The organism is Streptomyces sp. WZ-12 (assembly GCF_028898845.1).
In the GTDB taxonomy this organism is placed as follows: domain Bacteria; phylum Actinomycetota; class Actinomycetes; order Streptomycetales; family Streptomycetaceae; genus Streptomyces.
Window position 1 is genome coordinate 5,435,030 of record NZ_CP118574.1, and the last position, 18,920, is coordinate 5,453,949.

The 18,920-nt window shown below is 73.9% G+C and carries 16 protein-coding genes; 6 read left to right on the plus strand and 10 right to left on the minus strand.

The genetic code is table 11. From position 1 onward, the window contains the following. The first annotated feature begins 34 nt into the window (after positions 1-34). Positions 35-403 carry a hypothetical protein gene (locus tag PV796_RS23585; RefSeq protein ID WP_274915349.1) on the plus strand — a complete coding sequence of 123 codons (369 nt, stop codon included), beginning with the start codon at positions 35-37 and terminating at the stop codon, positions 401-403. Here PV796_RS23585 and PV796_RS23590 read toward each other — a convergent pair. The 3 genes from PV796_RS23590 to PV796_RS23600 form a co-directional block, all read right to left on the minus strand. After that, positions 367-1,356 carry a hypothetical protein gene (locus PV796_RS23590; protein ID WP_274915350.1) on the minus strand — a complete coding sequence of 330 codons (990 nt, stop codon included), beginning with the start codon at positions 1,354-1,356 and terminating at the stop codon, positions 367-369. The genes PV796_RS23585 and PV796_RS23590 overlap by 37 nt on opposite strands. Positions 1,357-1,842: 486 nt before the next feature. Next, on the minus strand, positions 1,843-3,063 hold the full coding sequence (locus PV796_RS23595; RefSeq protein WP_274915351.1) for an acetyl-CoA C-acetyltransferase: 1,221 nt from the start codon (positions 3,061-3,063) through the stop codon (positions 1,843-1,845). A 225-nt stretch (positions 3,064-3,288) separates the two neighbouring features. Beyond that, the gene (locus tag PV796_RS23600) at positions 3,289-4,317 is read right to left on the minus strand and encodes an SGNH/GDSL hydrolase family protein (RefSeq protein WP_274915352.1); all 1,029 of its coding nucleotides are present in this window, start codon (positions 4,315-4,317) and stop codon (positions 3,289-3,291) included. A gap of 232 nt (positions 4,318-4,549) precedes the next feature. Here PV796_RS23600 and PV796_RS23605 point away from each other — a divergent pair, with 232 nt between their 5' ends. After that, positions 4,550-5,938 (plus strand): cystathionine beta-synthase, encoded by a 1,389-nt coding sequence (locus tag PV796_RS23605; protein WP_274915353.1) that lies wholly within the window; start codon positions 4,550-4,552, stop codon positions 5,936-5,938. A 368-nt stretch (positions 5,939-6,306) separates the two neighbouring features. Here PV796_RS23605 and PV796_RS23610 read toward each other — a convergent pair whose 3' ends face one another. Both PV796_RS23610 and PV796_RS23615 read right to left on the minus strand, forming a co-directional pair. After that, the gene (locus tag PV796_RS23610; protein ID WP_274915355.1) at positions 6,307-6,720 is read right to left on the minus strand and encodes a hypothetical protein; all 414 of its coding nucleotides are present in this window, start codon (positions 6,718-6,720) and stop codon (positions 6,307-6,309) included. A 41-nt stretch (positions 6,721-6,761) separates the two neighbouring features. Continuing rightward, entirely contained in the window at positions 6,762-8,174 is a 1,413-nt protein-coding gene (locus PV796_RS23615; protein ID WP_274915356.1) for a purine-cytosine permease family protein, read from the minus strand. Between the two features lie 445 nt (positions 8,175-8,619). On the opposite strand from PV796_RS23615, the gene PV796_RS23620 reads away from it, so the two are divergent. After that, positions 8,620-9,573 (plus strand): MurR/RpiR family transcriptional regulator, encoded by a 954-nt coding sequence (locus PV796_RS23620; RefSeq protein ID WP_274915357.1) that lies wholly within the window; start codon positions 8,620-8,622, stop codon positions 9,571-9,573. A 569-nt stretch (positions 9,574-10,142) separates the two neighbouring features. Here PV796_RS23620 and PV796_RS23625 read toward each other — a convergent pair. From PV796_RS23625 to PV796_RS23645, 5 genes are all read right to left on the minus strand, one after another. Further along, entirely contained in the window at positions 10,143-11,477 is a 1,335-nt protein-coding gene (locus tag PV796_RS23625; protein ID WP_274915358.1) for a diaminopimelate decarboxylase, read from the minus strand. A gap of 125 nt (positions 11,478-11,602) precedes the next feature. Further along, positions 11,603-12,565, minus strand: a complete 963-nt coding sequence (locus PV796_RS23630) for an ABC transporter permease (protein ID WP_274915359.1) — start codon at positions 12,563-12,565, stop codon at positions 11,603-11,605. A gap of 11 nt (positions 12,566-12,576) precedes the next feature. Continuing rightward, the gene (locus PV796_RS23635; RefSeq protein ID WP_274919196.1) at positions 12,577-13,527 is read right to left on the minus strand and encodes an ABC transporter ATP-binding protein; all 951 of its coding nucleotides are present in this window, start codon (positions 13,525-13,527) and stop codon (positions 12,577-12,579) included. Positions 13,528-13,556: 29 nt separating this feature from the next. Further along, the gene (locus PV796_RS23640) at positions 13,557-13,904 is read right to left on the minus strand and encodes a transcriptional regulator (protein ID WP_274915360.1); all 348 of its coding nucleotides are present in this window, start codon (positions 13,902-13,904) and stop codon (positions 13,557-13,559) included. Continuing rightward, positions 13,901-14,422, minus strand: a complete 522-nt coding sequence (locus PV796_RS23645) for a hypothetical protein (protein ID WP_274915361.1) — start codon at positions 14,420-14,422, stop codon at positions 13,901-13,903. The genes PV796_RS23640 and PV796_RS23645 overlap by 4 nt, the downstream gene beginning before the upstream one ends. Positions 14,423-14,655: 233 nt before the next feature. Here PV796_RS23645 and hutU point away from each other — a divergent pair, with 233 nt between their 5' ends. From hutU to PV796_RS23660, 3 genes are read left to right on the plus strand one after another with little or no spacing between them, the layout of a single operon-like run. Continuing rightward, a complete protein-coding gene (gene hutU, locus PV796_RS23650) occupies positions 14,656-16,320 on the plus strand; it encodes a urocanate hydratase (protein ID WP_274915363.1) in 1,665 nt (554 codons plus the stop codon). Further along, positions 16,317-17,555, plus strand: a complete 1,239-nt coding sequence (locus PV796_RS23655; RefSeq protein ID WP_274915364.1) for an allantoate amidohydrolase — start codon at positions 16,317-16,319, stop codon at positions 17,553-17,555. Before hutU ends, PV796_RS23655 begins: the two co-directional genes overlap by 4 nt. Continuing rightward, a complete protein-coding gene (locus PV796_RS23660; RefSeq protein ID WP_274915365.1) occupies positions 17,546-18,901 on the plus strand; it encodes a formimidoylglutamate deiminase in 1,356 nt (451 codons plus the stop codon). Before PV796_RS23655 ends, PV796_RS23660 begins: the two co-directional genes overlap by 10 nt. The last annotated feature ends 19 nt before the right edge of the window (positions 18,902-18,920 follow it).

Below are 18,920 nucleotides of genomic sequence, written 5' to 3' on the forward strand. Positions count from 1 at the left end.
GCAACCACCCGTGAGTTGCGCTTAGGCTCACGACGTGCTTGACGTGACGCCTTTGCAGACCGCCGTGGACGCGCTCGCCGACCGCCTCCGGGCGCTGCCGCAGAGCGCCCTGCGCCGCGGTGCCGCGGCCGAAGGGCTCGCGCTGGCGCGGGAGTTGGCGAACCGCGCGCAGCGTATCGAACGCCCCGGACAGCGGCCCGGGGAACTCCCGGACGCCGGGATGTTCGCGGTCGGCGACCAGTTGGCGGTGGCCGGACACGACCTCGTCGAGGCGCTGCGGGCCGCCGCGGCGGGCGGGGAAGCTGACGCGAATCCGGCCCCCGCCGAGGAGTTGGCGGGGGCTGTGCGGCGGGTGCGGGAGGTCGCTCAGAGCGAGGCGATGACCCGGTCGGCGAGGATGTAGACGTTCTCGTCGCGGCGCTCGCCCCACGAGAACGTCAGCGCGTAGGCGCCGGAGATGCCCGAGCCGCCGAGCAACACCGGGGCGTGGCCGTCGCGCAGCGCCTCGGCGACGCTCTCGGCGGTCTCGCGGTGTCCGGGGGTCAGGCAGAGCGTGGTGCCGTCGGCGAAGACGTAGACGTCCAGGGTGCCCAGCGGGCCGGGGCGGACGTCGGAGAGCGGGGTGCCCTCGTCGGCCAGTTCGGCAAGGCGCGCGACGGTGCGCTCGTGGTCGCCGATGGCGGGGACGGGGGAGAAGTCCGGGTGCGAGGGGTGGCGCCGGCGGGCGGCGGCCAGCTCGGCGGACTCGGTCTCCTCGGCCAGCTCGAACTCCGGCGCCTCCAGGGCCTCCAGGGCCTCGACGGACTCCAACGCCTCCAGCGACTCCACCGATTCCAGCGCCTCGACGGGCTCCAGCGCGGGCAGCGGCTCCAGGACCTCCGGGCCCAGCAGCGACTCCAGCCCGGCCAGATCGGCCTGGCGCGGCACGAACGGATGGCCGCCCTCGCCGTCCAGGTCCAGCCGCTCGGTGTGCTCCCGGCGGCCCTCGCGGCCGTCGAGCGGGCCGTCGTCGAAGCTGGGCAGCGGGCCGGACAGCGACGGCGCGTCCGCGGCGTCCCGGGCCTCCTGGGCGGCCCAGAAGGCGCGCGCCTCGGCCAGTTCCCGCTCCCGCTCCTCGGCCAGCGCGTCCGCGACGGCGGCGCGTATGTCCGCGAGCGGGGTCTCGACGGCCGGCACACCGCGGGCCGCCGGGACCGTCGCGGCGGTCGCGCCGGTGGCCTCCGCGCGCACGGCGACGAGCTCGGCGTGCAGCGCGGTGAGCTGGCGGCGCAGCGCCCGGGCGGTGTGCAGGGCGGCGGCGCCCAGCACCACGCCGACCGCCGCGGCCAGCAGCAGGACGAGGGTGGTGACAGTCATGCCGAAACCTCGCTTCGCTCAAGCCCCGCACTCGCGAGGCGCGCACCTTTCGGTGTTCGCTCACTTCCGGGCATACGCACACACTCTCGCGGACCGGTCACCGGCGTACTCCCGATAGCAGATTGTTCTCCGACTTCCTACAACAGCGTGACCTAGGTCGGCGACAGTTCGCAGGGTGGTATGTCCTGAAATGGTGCGCAGTTAGGGGCTCGTGAGGTGTGGTGCCCCCCGGCTGAGCTGCAAGAACGCGGTTCCGTCGGGATGTTGGTCACAATCCTGGGGGTGATTGGGTCGCGATCTTGTCACCGAGTGACCCGGGTCACGCGCTGTCGCGGAGGGTGTCCGGGCGAGCGCGAAGGGTGCGCGGGGAACGGGAGTTGGTCCGTTTCCCGCGCACCCTTCGGTGCGCGTGCCTCCGTTGCCGCGGTCCGGCTCAGCCGCCCGTGCCCGCGGTCGCGCCGCGCTTCGCCTGCGCCGCGCTACGGCTCAGCTCAGCCGCTCGATCACCATCGCCATGCCCTGGCCGCCGCCGACGCACATGGTCTCCAGGCCGAACTGCTTGTCGTGCCACTGGAGGGAGTTGATGAGGGTGGTGGTGATCCGGGCGCCGGTCATGCCGAAGGGGTGGCCGACGGCGATCGCGCCGCCGTTGACGTTCAGCCGGTCCTGGTCGATGCCCAGGTCGCGGTAGGAGGGGATCACCTGGGCGGCGAACGCCTCGTTCATCTCCACCAGGTCGATGTCGGAGACCGACAGGCCGGCGCGCTGCAGGGCCTGCTTGCTGGCCTCCACCGGGCCGTAGCCCATGATCTCGGGGGAGAGCGCGGAGACGCCGGTGGAGACGATCCGGGCCAGCGGGGTCAGGCCCAGCTCGCGGGCCTTGGTGTCGGACATGATCACCAGCGCCGCGGCGCCGTCGTTCAGCGGGCAGCAGTTGCCGGCGGTGATCAGGCCGTCGGGGCGGAACACCGGCTTCAGGCCCTGCACGCCCTCCATGGTGACGCCGGCCCGCGGACCGTCGTCCTTGGCCACGACCGTGCCGTCGGGGAGCGTGACCGGGGTGATCTCCCGCGCCCAGAAACCGTCCTTGATCGCCTGCTCGGCGAGGTTCTGCGACCGGACGCCGAACTCGTCCATCTCCTGGCGGGTGATGCCCTTGAGGCGGGCGAGGTTCTCCGCGGTCTGGCCCATCGCGATGTACGCGTCCGGGATCAGGCCGTCCTCGCGCGGGTCGTGCCAGTCGGTGCCCTCCTGCTCGGCGCGGGCGGCGGTCCGCGCCTCGGCGTCCGCGAAGAGCGGGTTGTGGGTGTCGGGTTGACCGTCGGAACTGCCCTTGACGCTGCGCGAGACGGTCTCGACGCCCGCCGAGAGGAAGACGTCGCCCTCGCCGGCCTTGATGGCGTGCAGCGCCATCCGCGTCGTCTGGAGCGAGGAGGAGCAGTAACGGGTGATGGTGCAGCCCGGGAGGTGGTCCATCCCCATCTGGACGGCCACGATGCGGCCGAGGTTGTGGCCCTGCTCGCCGCCGGGCAGACCGCAGCCGAGCATCAGGTCGTCGATGTCGGTCGGGTCGAGCTCGGGGACCTTGGCGAGGGCGGCCTGGATGACCGCGGCGGTGAGGTCGTCCGGGCGCAGGTCCTTGAGGGAGCCCTTGAAGGCGCGGCCGATCGGGGAGCGGGCGGCTGAGACGATCACGGCTTCGGGCATCACGGCTCCAAGGGGTGAGTAGGTGCGGCGTCCGGTGCCCCGTCCCGCGGCGGCGGTCGGCGACGGGGCGCGAACAGGGCGGACCCTCTGGGAAGTTACCTGCACGTAGTGCGAGAGGTCACGGGGTGCGCGCTGTGATGCGGGCCTCTTTTCTAAGCGGGCGCTTATGGGAACGGCGGGGGTGGTCGGGCTATTCCCCCTGGGCCCGGACGCCGCGCCCCTCCGCTAGGGCGTGACGGACGGCCGTTCCTCCGCGGCCTCCTCCGGCGCCGGGAGTTGACGGCGCCGGCGGTGCTTGAGCAGGGCCCAGGGGGCGCGGGAGGCGGTGACCTCGGTGCCGCCCTCGGAGGCGGCCCGGGCGGCGGCCTGCTCGACCGGGAGGATGCCCTCCTGCCGGGCCGGCTCCGGCCGCTCCTCCTCGGGCCACAGCCCGAGCGCCGCGCACACCGTCGGGAACACGGCCATCGCGGCGGTGGCGTAACCCTCGGCCGAGGGGTGGTAGTTGTCCGGGCCGAACAGCTCCCTGGGGCGCGCCTCGAACTCCGGGCCCAGCAGCGCGCCGAGCGAGACCGTCCGACCGCCGTTCTCCACCACGCCGATGGTCTGCGCGGCCGCCAACTGCCGGGAGAGCCGGCGCGCCACCCAGCGCAGCGGCTGGTTGACCGGCTCGATGGTGCCCAGGTCGGGGCAGGTGCCGACGACGACCTCGCAGCCCGCCGTGCGCAGCGTCCGCACCGCCTCGGACAGGTGCCGCACCGAGTCGGCCGGCGGCAGCCGGCGGGTGACGTCATTGGCGCCGATCATGACGACACAGACGTCGGGGGTCTCCTCGCCGTCCGCCAACAGCAGCTCCACCTGGCGGGGCAGGTCGTCGGAACGGGCGCCGGGCAGCGCGACGTTGCGCAGGTCGACGGGGAGTTCGGCGAGCGCGGCGAGGCCGGAGGCGAGCAGCGCGCCGGGGGTCTGGGAGCGGCGGTGGACGCCCTGGCCGGCCGCGGTGGAGTCGCCGAGGAAGCCCAGGCGCAGCGGCGGCCGGTCGGTGCGGTGGCTGAACGCGGCGCCGTAGCGGCCGTCGGCGCACGGCGGGACGTCGCTGGAGCCGCCGACCGTGCGGCGGGCGAGCCGGACCTCGGTCAGCAGCAGCCCGACGGCGGCCACACCCAGCAGCCCGATCCCGCCGCCGCCGAACGCGGCCGCGGTGGCGATCCGCCGCGCCACCCTCGCCCTGGACCCCGTCATCACCGTCGTCGCCATCGGCCGGTACCTCCCCGTGCAGCGCGGGCGCGCCGCGGCGTGGGGGCCGGACGCGCTCGGATGAGGCAAGAACTCCTTCACACCGTTGGTGCCCGTTCCGGGCCGCCGCGCAACGCTCCGGGCCCCCGATGGAGCCCGCGGTACGCACCCGTGGGCCCAAGGTCCACTAGGGCAATAGGCTGGCTGTACGGGCGCGGCGCAGGAGAGCGTGCCCCCGACCGCGGAGACCACCGTGCAGTTTTACGATTCGATGATTGAGCTCGTCGGCAACACCCCGCTCGTGCGGCTCAACAACGTTACTCAAGGGATCCAGGCGACCGTCCTGGTGAAGGTCGAGTACTTCAACCCCGGGGGATCGGTCAAGGACCGGATCGCCCTGCGGATGATTGAGGCGGCCGAGGAGTCCGGTGAGTTGCAGCCGGGCGGCACCATCGTGGAGCCGACTTCCGGCAACACGGGCGTGGGGCTGGCGATCGTGGCCCAACAGAAGGGCTACAAGTGCATCTTCGTCTGCCCGGACAAGGTCTCGACGGACAAGATCAATGTGCTGCGGGCCTACGGCGCCGAGGTGGTGGTCTGCCCGACGGCGGTCGACCCCGAGCACCCCGACTCGTACTACAACGTCTCCGACCGGCTGGTGCGCGAGACGCCCGGTGCGTGGAAGCCCGACCAGTACAGCAACCCCAACAACCCGCGCTCGCACTACGAGAGCACCGGGCCGGAGCTGTGGGAGCAGACCGACGGGCGGATCACCCACTTCGTGGCCGGCGTCGGCACCGGCGGCACCATCAGCGGCACCGGCCGCTACCTGAAGGACGTCAGTGACGGCGGGGTCAAGGTCATCGGCGCCGACCCGGAGGGCTCCGTCTACAGCGGCGGCTCCGGCCGGCCGTACCTGATCGAGGGCGTCGGCGAGGACTTCTGGCCGACCGCCTACGACCGCACGGTCGCCGACGAGATCGTGGCGGTCTCGGACAAGGACGCCTTCCAGATGACCCGGCGGCTGGCCAAGGAGGAGGGCCTGCTGGTCGGCGGCTCCTGCGGAATGGCCGTGGTGGCCGGCCTGCGGGTCGCCGAGCGGCTCGGGCCGGACGACGTGGTCGTCATCCTGCTCCCGGACAGCGGTCGCGGTTACCTCTCGAAGATCTTCAACGACGAGTGGATGGCCGACTACGGCTTCCTGGAGGAGGGCGGCACCGCCGCCCGGGTCGGCGAGGTCCTCCAGCACAAGGAGGGCGAGCTGCCCTCCCTGGTACACATGCACCCCGAGGAGACCGTCGGCGAGGCCATCGAGGTGCTGCGCGAGTACGGCGTCTCGCAGATGCCGATCGTCAAGCCGGGTGCCGGGCACCCCGACGTGATGGCCGCCGAGGTCGTCGGCTCGGTCGTCGAACGGGAGCTGCTGGACGCGCTGTTCGCCCAGCGCGCCTCGCTGACCGACCCGCTGGAGAAGCACATGTGCCCGCCGCTGCCGCAGGTCGGCTCGGGCGAGCCGGTCGCCGACCTGATGGCGGTGCTGGAGAACGCCGACGCGGCGATCGTCCTCGTCGAGGGCAAGCCCAAGGGCGTGGTGAGCCGGCAGGACCTGCTGGCCTTCCTGGCGCGCGGCGCCGGCAAGTAGCCGCGGGCGCCGGGGCGGTGAAGCCGTCCCGGCGTCAAGCGTCCGTCAGGAAACGTCCCGTCGCCGCAAGATGTACGTATGCGTCACGTCCTGGCAGCACGCGCTTAACACTTCTGCGGCACATTGATGTGCAGGCGATGCGGACCTCCGGAGCGGCTCCCGGACCTCCACGATCGCCAGGATGCGAGGACCGGCCCTGAACCCGGATCGCGTCTCGTGCGGGGACCGCCGCCGTCCCGCCCCCGGCTCCGGCCGGGGGGCGGCGGTCCCCGCGATCTTCTTCGCCGGCTTCCTCCCGCCGGCCCTTGCGGGTCCTTCCCGCCGGCCGGTCCGCGCGTCGACCCGCGTCAACACCCGTCCGCGCGGGGTCAGTTCGCGTGCTCGTCGCGCTGCCCGATCCGGTGCAGCAGCACCGCCCGCAGCCCCAGGCTGTGCACGGCGTTGACGCCGACGACGCCCGCCCAGCACACCACCAGGCCGACCAGCCCCGCGTTGACCACCGCGATCGCGGACAGCGGGATGGCCAGCACCAGGGAGACCACGGCGACCGCGAACCGCTGCCAGAACTCGGTGCCGGCGTCCGCCCGGCGCGGTGGCTGCGTACCGCGGGCCACCTGCATCTGCTGCTCGGCCGACTGCCGCCGCACCCGCCGGTCGACAGTCTGGTCCAGCTTCTCCAGGAAGGACTCCAGCAGCTCCGACTCGTACTCCGGCCCCAGCTCCTTGCGCGTCTGGAGGGTCGCGTCGAGTTCTTTTCTCAGCTCGGGGTCGTGTGTCGCCATACCGCCGAGATTACGGGCGGGCCGGCGCCGGCGCGGTAGGGCTAGCCCCCCAATCCGGCGGGGGCCGTCCGCTCCCCGGCCGCCCCGGGGTCGACGAGCCGCGCGGTGTCGCGGCGGGCGGTGAGCCAGTACAGGACGGCGGGCACCGCGAGGCCGACCAGCCAGGAGACGTCGGCGCCGCCGAGCGGACCGACCAGCGGGCCGGTGTAGAAGTTCGTGGCCAGGAACGGGAGTTGGGCCAGCACGCCGAGGACGTAGACGGTCAGCGCGCCGACGTTCCAGGCGCCGTAGCGGCCGTCGGGGTCATGCAGCGCCGGGATGTCGTAGCGCTCCTTGGAGAGCAGGTAGTAGTCGACCAGGTTGATCGCCGACCAGGGCGTGAAGAACGTCAGCAGGAAGAGCAGGAAGTCCTTGAAGGAGGTGAGGAAGGAGTCCCTGCCCACCAGGGCGACGGCGGTGCCGGCCACCATGATCCCGGCGATGTACGCGGACCGGCCGCGCGCCGTGAGGGTCCGCTGGCCGCGGAAGCCGCTGATGCTGGTCACCAACGACATGAAACCGCCGTAGGTGTTGAGGATGTTGATGGTGAGCTTGCCGAGGGCGATGACGAAGTAGAGCGCCGAGGCGATCAGCCCGGTGCCGCCCAACCCGACGAGATAGCCGACCTCGTGGCCGACGAACGCCGCCGGCGCCGCGGCGGCCGCCAGCGCCCCGAACGTCATCGACCACTGCGCGCCCAGGACGGAGCCGCCCAGCGTCCACCAGAACGTCGCCCGGGTCGAGGTGTGGCGCGGCAGATAGCGGGAGTAGTCCGCCACGTACGGGCCGAACGCCAGTTGCCAGGACGCCGAGAGCGAGATCGCCAGCAGGAACACCGGCAGCCCGAAGCGGTGGTCGTGCAGCAGCGCGGCGAGGTCGGCGCGCTGCCACAGCCGGACGCCGAGGTAGACGAAGGCCAGCGCGCAGACCAGGCCGGCGACCTTGCCGAGCAGGTGGATCAGGCGGTAGCCGACCGCCGCGGCGACCGCGGTGACCGCGGCGAACAGCACGATCCCGGCCGCCGGGCCGAGGTGCGTCAGCTCGCCCACCGCCTGCCCGGCGAGCACGCTGCCGCTGGCGAAGAACCCGATGTACATCACGATGACCAGGGCCAGCGGGACCACCGCCCCGCGCACCCCGAACTGCGCCCGCGAGGTGATCATCTGCGGCAGCCCGAGCCGCGGCCCCTGCGCGGAGTGCAGCGCCATCACCGCCCCGCCCGTGAGGTTGCCCAGCAGCAGTCCGATCAGCGCCCAGAGGGCGCCGGCCCCGAAGACCACGGCCAGCGCGCCGGTGACGACGGCGGTGATCTGGAGGTTGGCGCCGAGCCAGAGGGTGAACTGGCTGACCGCGCTGCCGTGCCGCTCGTCGTCCGGGACGACGTCGATCGAGCGCCGTTCGATCACGCCTGCCATGGGGCCGCCTCTTCGCTCGGGTCGGGGGGTGGGGGTGCTGGGGGGTTCCCGCGGGTGGGGTGTATGGGTTCATGCAGGATCAGGGGCGGTGAATGGGAGGTCAATAGGTGGGCGGGGATCGGCTGTTGGGGGCCGTCGGCGACCCGGCCGTCTCGGCGGGCCTCGCGGCGTTCGTCCCGTCCGGGGCCTTCGTGGGGTCCGCTCGTTTCGGGGTCCGCTCGCTTCAGGGGCGCGGCCTCGGGGCGGTCGGCGGAGGGGCGGACCGGTGGTCGGCGCTCCGGTAGCGTCTGGGCACGCCCGTCGGGCGGCGGCCTGGCGGGGCGTCCGTCGCCCTCCGACCCGCCACGTCCCTGCCACCCGGCACCCGGGACCGCGGGGGGTCGGGAATTCCGTACAGTCGGTGGACCGACGTCAAGGCCCCGGACCGGGCCGGGAAGAAGAGGCGATGAGCGGGGACGGGGACAACGGCGTCCGCAGGGACGGGACGCAGCCGGGGCGGACGGACGCGGCGGGACCCGCGGCGGCGGGCGGCGACGCCGCCGGCACCGCCACTGCCGGTACCAGCGTCACCGGTACCGCCGCCCGTCTCCAACGGCTCTTCGAGGGGCACCGGCTGACCCCCACCCAGCGCCGGATCGCCCACTGCATGGTCCGGCGGGCCGCCGACGCACCCTTCCTCTCCAGCGTCGAACTGGCCGAACTCGCCGGCGTCAGCCAGCCGTCCGTCACCCGCTTCGCGGTCGCGCTCGGCTTCGACGGCTACCCCGCGCTCCGCCGTCACCTGCGTGATGTCGCGCCCGCCGAGAAGTCCGCCGCGCCCGGCGCGCACAACGAGTACCAGCAGGCCGTCCAGGCGGAGATCGACAACCTCCGGCACCTGGCCGACGCCCTCGCCGACCCGACGCCGGTGACCGAGGCCGGCCGGCTGCTCGCCGCCTCCCGCCCGCTCCCGGTGCTCGGCCTGCGGGCCGCCACCGCCCAGGCCGCCGGCTTCGCGTACTTCGCGCGGAAGGTCCACCCCGACGTCCGGCTGCTCGACGAGGGCGGCACCATGCTCACCGACCGCATCGACGCCGCGGTGCACGCCGGCGCCAGCGCCCTCCTCTGCTTCGCGCTGCCCCGCCACCCCCGCGAGGTCATCGACGCCCTCGCCTACGCCGGCGCCGCCGGGCTCACCGTCGTCACCGTCGCCGACAGCGCGTTCGCCCCGGTCGCCCGCCACACCGACCTGCTCCTCCCGGCCCCGGTCGGCACCGGCCTGGCCTTCGACACCGCCTGCGCCCCGATGCTCCTGGGCCGCGTCCTGTTGGAGGCGATGTGCGACGACCTCCCGGATGCCCAGGCCCGCCTGGAGGAATTCGACACCAAGGCGGCGGAGCGCGGCCTGTTCGTGGAGTGAGGTCCCGCGCCCCGGCGCGCGATCGGTACCCGTTGCCGGTACCCCTTGCCGGTACCCGTTGCCGGTACCCCTTGCCGGCGTTCCTTCCTGGTGCCCGCTTCGGTGCTCCGTCCCGCCGCGAGCGGCGTGGGCGCACGCGGTTGTGCGCGGTCCGGTCGCACGGCTCCGCCTGCCGACGCCGGGCGTTGGGCCCCTGGAGCCTCCCGCTTTGGGTCACCGGCCCGGGGCTTCCCCCCGCCGGGGCAGCGGCCCGGGGCAGTGGCGGCCGTTGGCTCCGGGGTGCCGGATGCCGCTCCGGTCCCTTGGGCTCCCGGCCTTCGCCCGCCGGGCCCCGGCCCCGAGACTCCGGTCAGCGTCCCGCGTCCCGCGTCCCGCGTCCCGCGTCCCGCGTCCCGCGTCCCGCGTCCCGTGCTCCGCGTCCCGTGCTCCGCGTTCGGCGTCCCCGTCTGAGCTCGCGGGCTGCGTCCCGCGCACCGATGGCCGGGGCGCCGTGGGGCGGCCGACCCTGCCCTGGGAGCTGGGAGCTGGGAGCTGGGAGCTGGGAGCTGGGAGCCCGGGGCGACGCGCTGTTACCCCAGTGCCAACTGCCGTAGCTCGTTGGCGTGTTCGGCGCCGCCTTCGGCGGTGATGTCGTCCAGGGTCTGGGGGGTGCGGACGGTGGCGAAGCGGTGGGTGCCGTCGGGGCCGGGGGCGTAGCCGTAGATGCCGGGGCGGGGGAGGGCGTTGTAGGCGAAGTGGGTGGAGAAGTAGTAGGCGCCGGTGTCCAGGAGGGCGGCGTGGTCGCCGGATTCCAGGAGGGGGAGCGGGCGGTTCTCGGCGACCAGGTCGCCGGCGAAGCAGCACGGGCCGGCGATGTCCTGCGGGACCGGCGCGCCGTTCTTCGGGCGGCCCTTGGCGTCGTACGCCGCCACCCGGATCGGCCACGACGCGGGGGCGAAGACCGTGCGGGTGGCGACCTGGGCCCCGGCGTGGGTGACGGCGATCGGCCGGCCGCCGGCCCACTTCGCGTACTCCACCCGGGCCAGCACCGTGCCGTGCTTGGCCAGCAACGACCGCCCGAACTCGGTGACCAGGCCGTAGCGCCCGGAGAACAGGCCGGGCACCGCCGAGCGGAGGAGGGCCGCGTACTCGCGGTAGGTCGGGGTGACGGCGTCGGAGGAGAAGTTGACGGGCAGGCCGCCGCCGATGTCGAGGGTGGTGATCCGGGGGCTGCCGGCCTGCTCGTTGATCTCCTCGGCGAGGTCGTACAGCGCCCGGACGCCCTCCGCCATCCGTTCCAACGGCATGCCCTGCGAGCCGACATGGGCGTGCAGCCTGGTCAGCCACGGGCGGTCCAGGCAGGCCCGGACGATCCACTCGCGGGCGCCCGGATCGCGCAGCGGGACGCCGAACTTGGAGGTGTCGGTGGCGGTGCTCATCGCGCCGATGGCGCCGCCGCCGAGCTGCGGATTGACCCGCAGCCCTATCGGCGCGGTGGACGGGGCGGAGGCCATCATCCGGTCGATCCGGGAGAGTTCCTCGTGGTTGTCGACGTTGACCGCGATGCCCAGGGCCAGCGCCTCACGGAGCTCGGGGAGGGTCTTGGCGGGGGAGTCCAGGACGGTGTGCCGGGCCGGGACCCCGGCGGCCCGGGCCAGCGCCAACTCGCCGGGGCTCGCCACCTCACAGCCGATCCCCTCCTGGGCCAGCAACCGCAACACGGGCACCAGCGAGGCCGCCTTGACCGCGAACGCGTGCAGCACCTGGGTGCCCGGGGCGGTGAACTCCGCGAAGGCGGCGCGGAGTTCGGCCGCCGACCGGCGGATGCCGGCGACGTCGAGCAGGCCGACCACGGGCTGGTCGGGGCCGACCAGCCCCTGGGCGATGGCTGCCTGTACGGCGCGGTCTCGGTCCGTGAAGGTCATGGGTCAACTTCATCATTCGGCGGGGGCCCCGCGCCACGGCGAACGGGCCCTGCGGAGTGAAGGGGTGGTGGAGGGCCCGGGGGCGCCTGGTGTCCGTCCCGAACCGGGCCCCGCCGACCGCCCCGCTACGCCGCCGGGGCGCCGCTGAGCTGGGCCTTGTCCTGGCGGGCGGTCAGCCGGGAGCCGGACTCGCGGCGGGCCGCGCGGCGCAGCAGCGGGACCGCCAGGAGGAATCCCAGGACCGCCCAGGCGGCCAGGACCAGCGCCACCGTCGGCAGTTGCCAGGAGCCGGCCGGCTCCGCGGCACGCGCGGCGTCCGGCAGCAGGGCCGCGCGCAGGCCCTGCGCCATCCACCGGAGCGGGAAGACCGACGCGATGTTCTGCACCAGCGCCGGCATCTTGGATATCGGGAACATCGCGCCCGAGGTGATCAGCAGGGCCATCGACGGCAGCATGATCAACGCCAGCGCCTCGCGCGGGTTGGGGAGCACCGCCCCGATCGCCGCCCCCAACGGGACCACGGCGAGCAGCCCGAGCGCGGTGACCCACACCAGCGTCAACCAGCCACCGGGGCCGTGCGGCAGCGGGCCGTCCACCAGCACCGCGCCGACGCCCAGCAGGACCACCAGGGTGCTCACCGCCATGGTCACGATCAGCAGCGACTTGGCGATCAGATAGGCCGGTATGCCGCCGGGAGTGGCCCGCAGCCGCAGCAGGGTGCCCTCCTCGCGCTCGGTCACCAGGATCTGCGGGAGGTTGAGCAGCCCGATCTGGAACAGCAGATAGGCGGAGAAGCCGGCCAGCGTCAGATGCGCCATCGGGACCTTGGTGCCGGGCACGTCGTCGTTGATGAAGCCGGCGAGCAGCAGGGCCACCACCACGTTGGAGAGGTAGCCGCTCAACTCCTTGCGGTTGCGCAGCAGATGGCGCACCTCGATGCCGCCGCGCCGCAGCCCCGCTCGCCAGGGGCGCAGTCGCGCGGGACGGGCCCCACCGGCGGCTCCCGAGCCCCGGCCCGGGCCGCCCCGGCCGGCGTCCGTCGGCGCGTCCGTCGTTGTCGTGGCTGCCGGCGTGGCCGTCGTCGTCATGTCCATCCCCCTCATGCTGCTGCCGCCTCCCCCGTGTCGCCGCCGGCCACCGTGCCGGCGTCGTGCTCGTCGTCCTCGCCCCGACCGTCGTCCTGCCCGTGGACCATGTGGAGGTAGGTGTCCTCCAGCGTCGGCCGACGCACCTCCAGGTCCGCGATCGGTCCGGCCACCTCGCGGTGCAGTTCCCACACCAGACGGGACGGGTCCGCGGTGCGCTCGCGGCGCGGTGTGCCGTCGGGCGCCGTCCAGCGGACCTCGGCCTGCGCGGCGGCCCGCCGGGCGAGCTCGACCGGGGTGCCGCAGGCCCGGATCCGGCCGTCGACCAGCATCGCTATCCGGTCGGCCAACCGCTCGGCCTCGGCGAGGTCATGGGTGGTCAGCAGGATCGTGACGCCCTCCTCGCGGGCCAGCCGCTCGACCAGGTCGTGGAAGTCGCGGCGCGCCTCGGGGTCGAAGCCGGTGGTGGGCTCGTCCAGGAACAGCAGCTCAGGGCGGCCGACGATGCCGAGCGCCACGTCCAGGCGCCGGCGCTGGCCGCCGGAGAGCCGGTCGACGCGCTGCCGGGCCTGCCCGGTGAGCCCGACCAGCTCCAGCAGTGCGGCCGGATCGCGGGGGTCCGGGTAGTACGTCGCGAAGTGCGTCAGCAACTCGGCGACCTGCCAGCGGCGGTGGTCGCGCCAGGACTGCAGGACCAGCCCGATCCGGCCGCGCCAGGCGTCGTCGGCGCGCTCCGGGTCGGAGCCGAGGACGCGGACCTCGCCGGCGGACCGCTGCCGGAAGCCCTCCAGGATCTCGACGGTGGTGGTCTTCCCCGCGCCGTTCGGCCCGAGCAGGGCGAGGATCTCGCCGCGCCGGATGTCCAGGTCGACGCCCCGCAGGACGTCGGTGCTGCCGTAGGACATCCGCAGGGCGCGGACCTCGACGACCGGCGGGGCGCTGGCGGGGGCGGTGGGGGTGGTCATCGTGCTGCTCTCCGGGCGTGCGGTGGTGGTCATCGGCCGGCCTCCGCGTGCTGCGGGGGCGCCGGGGCGGTCGCGGCGGCGGTGCCCGCGCCCTCGACGATGGCGCGGAGGGCGGCCACATGGCCCTCGAAGGCGGTGCGGCCGCGGCCCGTCAGCCGCACCCTGGTGCGCCGCTTGCGGCCGCCGCCCTCCTTGCGGATCTCCAGATAGCCGGCCTCCTCCAGCGTGTGCAGTTGCTTGGAGAGCGCGGAGTCGCTGAGCGAGAGGCTGTCGCGGATGAACGGGAAGTCGGCCCATTCGGTGGCGGCGAGCAGGGCCACCACGGACAACCGGGTGGACGGATGGATCAGTTCGTCAAAACCGGAGGGGGTGCTCATCGGCCCAACTCCTTAGGGCGGGGGTGCAGGGGGCGGTCACGGAGGGCGCGGCCGCGCAGCGGGCTGACCGCCCAGCGGTTGGCCGGCCCGACGAAGAGCACGAAGGCGCCGGCGGAGATCGTGGCCTGGATCAGGCTGCCGTAGGGCAGCGCCAGCCAGCGGGCCAGGAGGTCGGTGAGCACGATCGTGCCGCCGCTGATCAGTCCGCCGGCGAAGAAGGTGGCGATGCTGCGCCAGCTGTACCGCGAGCGGTGCAGCTTCACCCGGGGCCGGCGGCTGTGGATGACGATCAGGGTCGTCAGGAGGGCCAGATACGCGGCGAGGGCCAGGAAGACGCCCCACACCGGGAGGTCGAAGCCCATGCTGGCGAGGTAGATCCACATGATGGCGGCCATCAGGTACGTCGAGCGTCGGTCGCCGGTGGCGCAGCGCTCGACCTCGTCGTACACCCGCTCCTGCGGGACCCGGATGCGCTGAAGGTCCTGCCAGGCGCGCTCGGCATCCACCGGTGTCGTCATGTCCCTCGCCTCCCCGTAGACGTGCTGGACGGTCCGTGTTCGGACGGCACGGGGAGCGCCGGCGGCGACCCCCGTCTAACTTTCCTATCAGGAAAGCTAACACCGACTTTCCTGCCGGGCAAGTCACATCCCGCGCCTGGGGAAAGATGCCGCCGTGCCCTGTTGACTAGCGATATTCAGTGCCTCCAGACTGCGAATAGGTCAATCCAATCGAGGTCAGGGAGGCACGGCCCATGTCGGGACCGCGACCCGTGCGGGCGCCGCGCGGAACGGAACTGAGCGCACGGGGATGGCAGCAGGAGGCCGCCCTGCGCATGCTCCAGAACAACCTCGACCCGGAGGTCGCCGAGCACCCCGACCAGCTCGTCGTCTACGGCGGCACCGGCAAGGCCGCCCGCGACTGGCGCTCCTTCGACGCCATGGTGCGCACCCTGACCACGCTCAAGCAGGACGAGACGATGCTCGTCCAGTCCGGCAAGCCGGTCGGCGTGCTCCAGACCCACGAGTGGGCGCCGCGGGTGCTGATCGCCAACTCCAACCTCGTCGGCGACTGGGCCAACTGGGAGGAGTTCCGCCGCCTGGAGGCGCTCGGCCTGACCATGTACGGCCAGATGACGGCCGGTTCGTGGATCTACATCGGTACCCAGGGCATCCTCCAGGGCACCTACGAGACCTTCGCGGCCGTCGCGGCGAAGAGGTTCGGCGGCACGCTCGCCGGCACCATCACCCTCACCGCCGGCCTCGGCGGCATGGGCGGCGCCCAGCCGCTCGCCGTCACCATGAACGACGGCGTCGCGATCTGCGTCGACTGCGACCCGCGCGCCATCGAGCGGCGCATCGCGCACCGCTACCTCGACGTCAAGGCCGACGACGTCCGGCACGCCCTCCACCTGGCCGTCGAGGCCCGCGACAAGCGCCGGCCGCTCTCCATCGGGCTGCTCGGCAACGCCGCGGAACTCCTGCCGCAACTGCTCGCCGAGGGCGCCCCGATCGACATCGTCACCGACCAGACCAGCGCCCACGACCCGCTCGCCTACCTGCCGCTGGGCGTCGACTTCGCCGACATGGCGGCCTACGCGGCCGAGAAGCCGGCCGACTTCACGCAGCGCGCCCGCGCGTCGATGGCCCAGCACGTCGAGGCCATGGTCGGCTTCATGGACGCCGGCGCCGAGGTCTTCGACTACGGAAACTCCATCCGGGGCGAGGCGCAACTCGCCGGCTACAAGAGGGCGTTCGCCTTCCCCGGCTTCGTCCCCGCCTACATCCGGCCGCTCTTCGCCGAGGGCAAGGGCCCGTTCCGCTGGGCGGCGCTCTCCGGCGACCCGGCCGACATCGCGGCCACCGACCGCGCCATCCTCGACCTCTTCCCCGAGAACGAGTCGCTGGCCCGTTGGATCAAGCTGGCCGGCGAGCGCGTCCACTTCCAGGGCCTGCCCGCCCGGATCTGCTGGCTCGGCTACGGCGAACGCGACAAGGCCGGCGAGCGGTTCAACGAGATGGTCGCCGACGGCACCCTGAAGGCACCGCTGGCCATCGGCCGCGACCACCTCGACTGCGGCTCCGTCGCCTCGCCCTACCGCGAGACCGAGGCGATGAAGGACGGCTCGGACGCGATCGCCGACTGGCCGCTGCTCAACGCCATGGTCAACGTCGCCTCCGGCGCCTCCTGGGTCTCCCTGCACCACGGCGGCGGCGTCGGCATGGGCCGCTCGATCCACGCCGGGCAGGTCACCGTCGCCGACGGCACCCCGCTGGCCGGCGAGAAGATCCGCCGGGTGCTCACCAACGACCCCGGCATGGGCGTCATCCGGCACGTCGACGCCGGCTACGAGCGCGCCGAGGAGGTCGCCGCCGAGCGCGGCGTCCGCATCCCGATGCGCGAGGGCGAGGGCGCGTGACCTCCTCCTTCCTGGACATGTGGGGGGAGTTGCGGCCGCTGGGCCGCGACGCGGCCTCCGGCGGCTACCGCCGCTTCGCCTGGACCGGCGCGGACGCCGACTGCCGCGCGTGGTTCCGCGCCCAGGCCGAGGCCCGCGGGCTCGCCTACGAACTGGACCGCAACGGCAACCAATGGGCCTGGCTCGGCGCCTCCGACTACCGGGACGTGGCCCCCGGCGAGGCCGTCGTCACCGGCTCGCACCTGGACTCCGTCCCGGACGGCGGCGCCTTCGACGGCCCCCTCGGCGTGGTCTCCTCGTTCGCCGCGCTCGACGAACTCCGGGCGCGGGGCGCTCAGTTCGCCAAGCCGCTGGCGATCGTCAACTTCGGCGACGAGGAGGGCGCCCGCTTCGGCCTCGCCTGCGTCGGCTCCCGGCTCTCCGCCGGCGCGCTGACGCCCGAGGCCGCGCACCGGCTCCGCGACGGGGACGGCGTCACCCTCCCGCAGGCCATGGAGCGCGCCGGATACGACCCGGAGGCGATCGGCCCGGACCCGGAACGGCTCGCCGCCATCGGCGCGTTCGTCGAGCTCCACGTCGAACAGGGCCGCGCGCTCGACCTGTCCGGGGACCCGGTCGGCATCGCCTCCGCCATCTGGCCGCACGGCCGCTGGCGGTTCGACTTCCGCGGGGAGGCCAACCACGCCGGCACCACGCGCCTCGCGGACCGCCGCGACCCGATGCTCACCTACGCCGCGACCGTGCTCGCCGCCCGCGAACAGGCCCGACTGGCCGGCGCCCTGGCCACCTTCGGGAAGGTCAGCGTCGAACCGAACGGCGTCAACGCCATCCCGTCGCTGGTCCGCGGCTGGCTGGACGCCCGCGCCGCCGGCCAGGACAGCCTGGACACCGTGGTCACCGGGATCGAGCGGGCCGCCGCCGAGCGGGCCGCCCGCGACGGCATCGACCTGGACGTCGTCCGCGAGTCCTTCACCCCGGTCGTCACGTTCCGGCACGCCCTGCGGGACGAACTGGGCGCGCTGCTCGGCACACAGGGCGACCGGCCGGTGCCGGTGCTGGGCACCGGCGCCGGACACGACGCGGGTATTTTGTCCGCGACCGTACCCACGGCCATGCTGTTCGTCCGCAACCCCACCGGCGTCTCGCACTCGCCCGCCGAGGCCGCCACGGAGGACGACTGCGTCGCCGGGGTCACCGCACTCGCCGACGTACTGGAGGGGCTGGCGTGCCGCTGACGCCGCAGGCAACACCGACGACGTACTGGCTCGAACACGCCTGGCTCGGCGCGCACGTCGAGCCGGGCGTGACCGTGGAGGTGGCGGACGGGCGGATCACGGCCGTCCGCCCGGGGACCCCGACACCCCCGCCGGGCGCCGAGGCGCTCTACGGGCTGACCCTCCCGGGCCTGGCCAACGCGCACAGCCACGCCTTCCACCGCGCGCTGCGCGGCACCGTCCAGGTGGGCGCCGGCACCTTCTGGACCTGGCGCGAGGTGATGTACGACGTCGCCGACCGGCTCACCCCGGACAGCTACTACGCTCTGGCCCGCGCCGCCTACGCCGAGATGGCGCTCGCCGGCATCACCTGCGTCGGCGAATTCCACTACCTCCACCACGCGCCCGGCGGCACCCGCTACGACGACCCCAACGCGATGGGCCGAGCGCTGCTCGCGGCCGCCGCCGACGCCGGCATTCGGATCACCCTCCTCGACACCGCCTACCTCTCCGCCGGCTTCGGCGACCCGCCCAGCCGCCACCAACTGCGCTTCTCCGACGGCACCGCGGACGCCTGGGCCGAGCGCGCCGACGCGCTCAAGGGCGGCGAGCACGCCAAGATCGGCGCCGCCGTCCACTCCGTGCGCGCCGTGCCCGCCGGGGAGTTGGGCACCGTCGCGGCGTGGGCCGAGCGGCGGCGGGCGCCGCTGCACGTCCACCTCTCCGAGCAGACCGCCGAGAACGACGCCTGCCGCGCCGCCCACGGCCGCACCCCGGCCCAACTGCTCGCCGAACACGGCGTGCTGGGCCCGCGCACCACGGCCGTGCACGCCACCCACCTCACCGACGGCGACATCGCCCTGCTCGGCGGCAGCGGCACCGGCGTGTGCATGTGTCCGACCACCGAGCGGGACCTCGCCGACGGCATCGGCCCGGCCGCGGCGCTCCAGGAACAGGGCAGCCCGCTCTCCCTCGGCAGCGACAGCCACGCCGTCATCGACCTGCTCGAAGAGGCCCGCGCCATGGAGCTCAACGAGCGGCTGCGCACCCGCACCCGGGGCCACTGGACCGCCGCGGCCCTGCTGCGCGCCGCCACCGCCGACGGGCACGCCGCGCTCGGCTGGGACGACGCGGGCGCCCTCGCCACCGGCGCGCTCGCCGACCTCACCACGATCGCGCTGGACTCCGTGCGCACCGCCGGGCCACCGCCCCGACTGGGCGGCGAGACGGCCGTATTCGCCGCCACCGCAGCCGATGTGCGGCACACCCTCGTGGGCGGCCGGTGGACCGTCCGCGACGGGCGGCACACCGGCGTGCCCGACGTGCCCACCGCCCTCGCCGACGCCATCGCCGCCGTGCGCGGCTGACCCGCATCCGCCCCCAGCC

Coding starts and splice junctions, on each gene's coding strand:
- PV796_RS23590 (WP_274915350.1), bottom strand. CDS start 1,356: ATGACTGTCACCACCCTCGTCCTGCTGCTGGCCGCGGCGGTCGGCGTG.
- PV796_RS23595 (WP_274915351.1), bottom strand. CDS start 3,063: ATGCCCGAAGCCGTGATCGTCTCAGCCGCCCGCTCCCCGATCGGCCGC.
- PV796_RS23600 (WP_274915352.1), bottom strand. CDS start 4,317: ATGGCGACGACGGTGATGACGGGGTCCAGGGCGAGGGTGGCGCGGCGG.
- PV796_RS23610 (WP_274915355.1), bottom strand. CDS start 6,720: ATGGCGACACACGACCCCGAGCTGAGAAAAGAACTCGACGCGACCCTC.
- PV796_RS23615 (WP_274915356.1), bottom strand. CDS start 8,174: ATGGCAGGCGTGATCGAACGGCGCTCGATCGACGTCGTCCCGGACGAC.
- PV796_RS23620 (WP_274915357.1), top strand. CDS start 8,620: ATGAGCGGGGACGGGGACAACGGCGTCCGCAGGGACGGGACGCAGCCG.
- PV796_RS23625 (WP_274915358.1), bottom strand. CDS start 11,477: ATGACCTTCACGGACCGAGACCGCGCCGTACAGGCAGCCATCGCCCAG.
- PV796_RS23630 (WP_274915359.1), bottom strand. CDS start 12,565: ATGACGACGACGGCCACGCCGGCAGCCACGACAACGACGGACGCGCCG.
- PV796_RS23635 (WP_274919196.1), bottom strand. CDS start 13,527: ATGACCACCCCCACCGCCCCCGCCAGCGCCCCGCCGGTCGTCGAGGTC.
- PV796_RS23640 (WP_274915360.1), bottom strand. CDS start 13,904: ATGAGCACCCCCTCCGGTTTTGACGAACTGATCCATCCGTCCACCCGG.
- PV796_RS23645 (WP_274915361.1), bottom strand. CDS start 14,422: ATGACGACACCGGTGGATGCCGAGCGCGCCTGGCAGGACCTTCAGCGC.
- hutU (WP_274915363.1), top strand. CDS start 14,656: ATGTCGGGACCGCGACCCGTGCGGGCGCCGCGCGGAACGGAACTGAGC.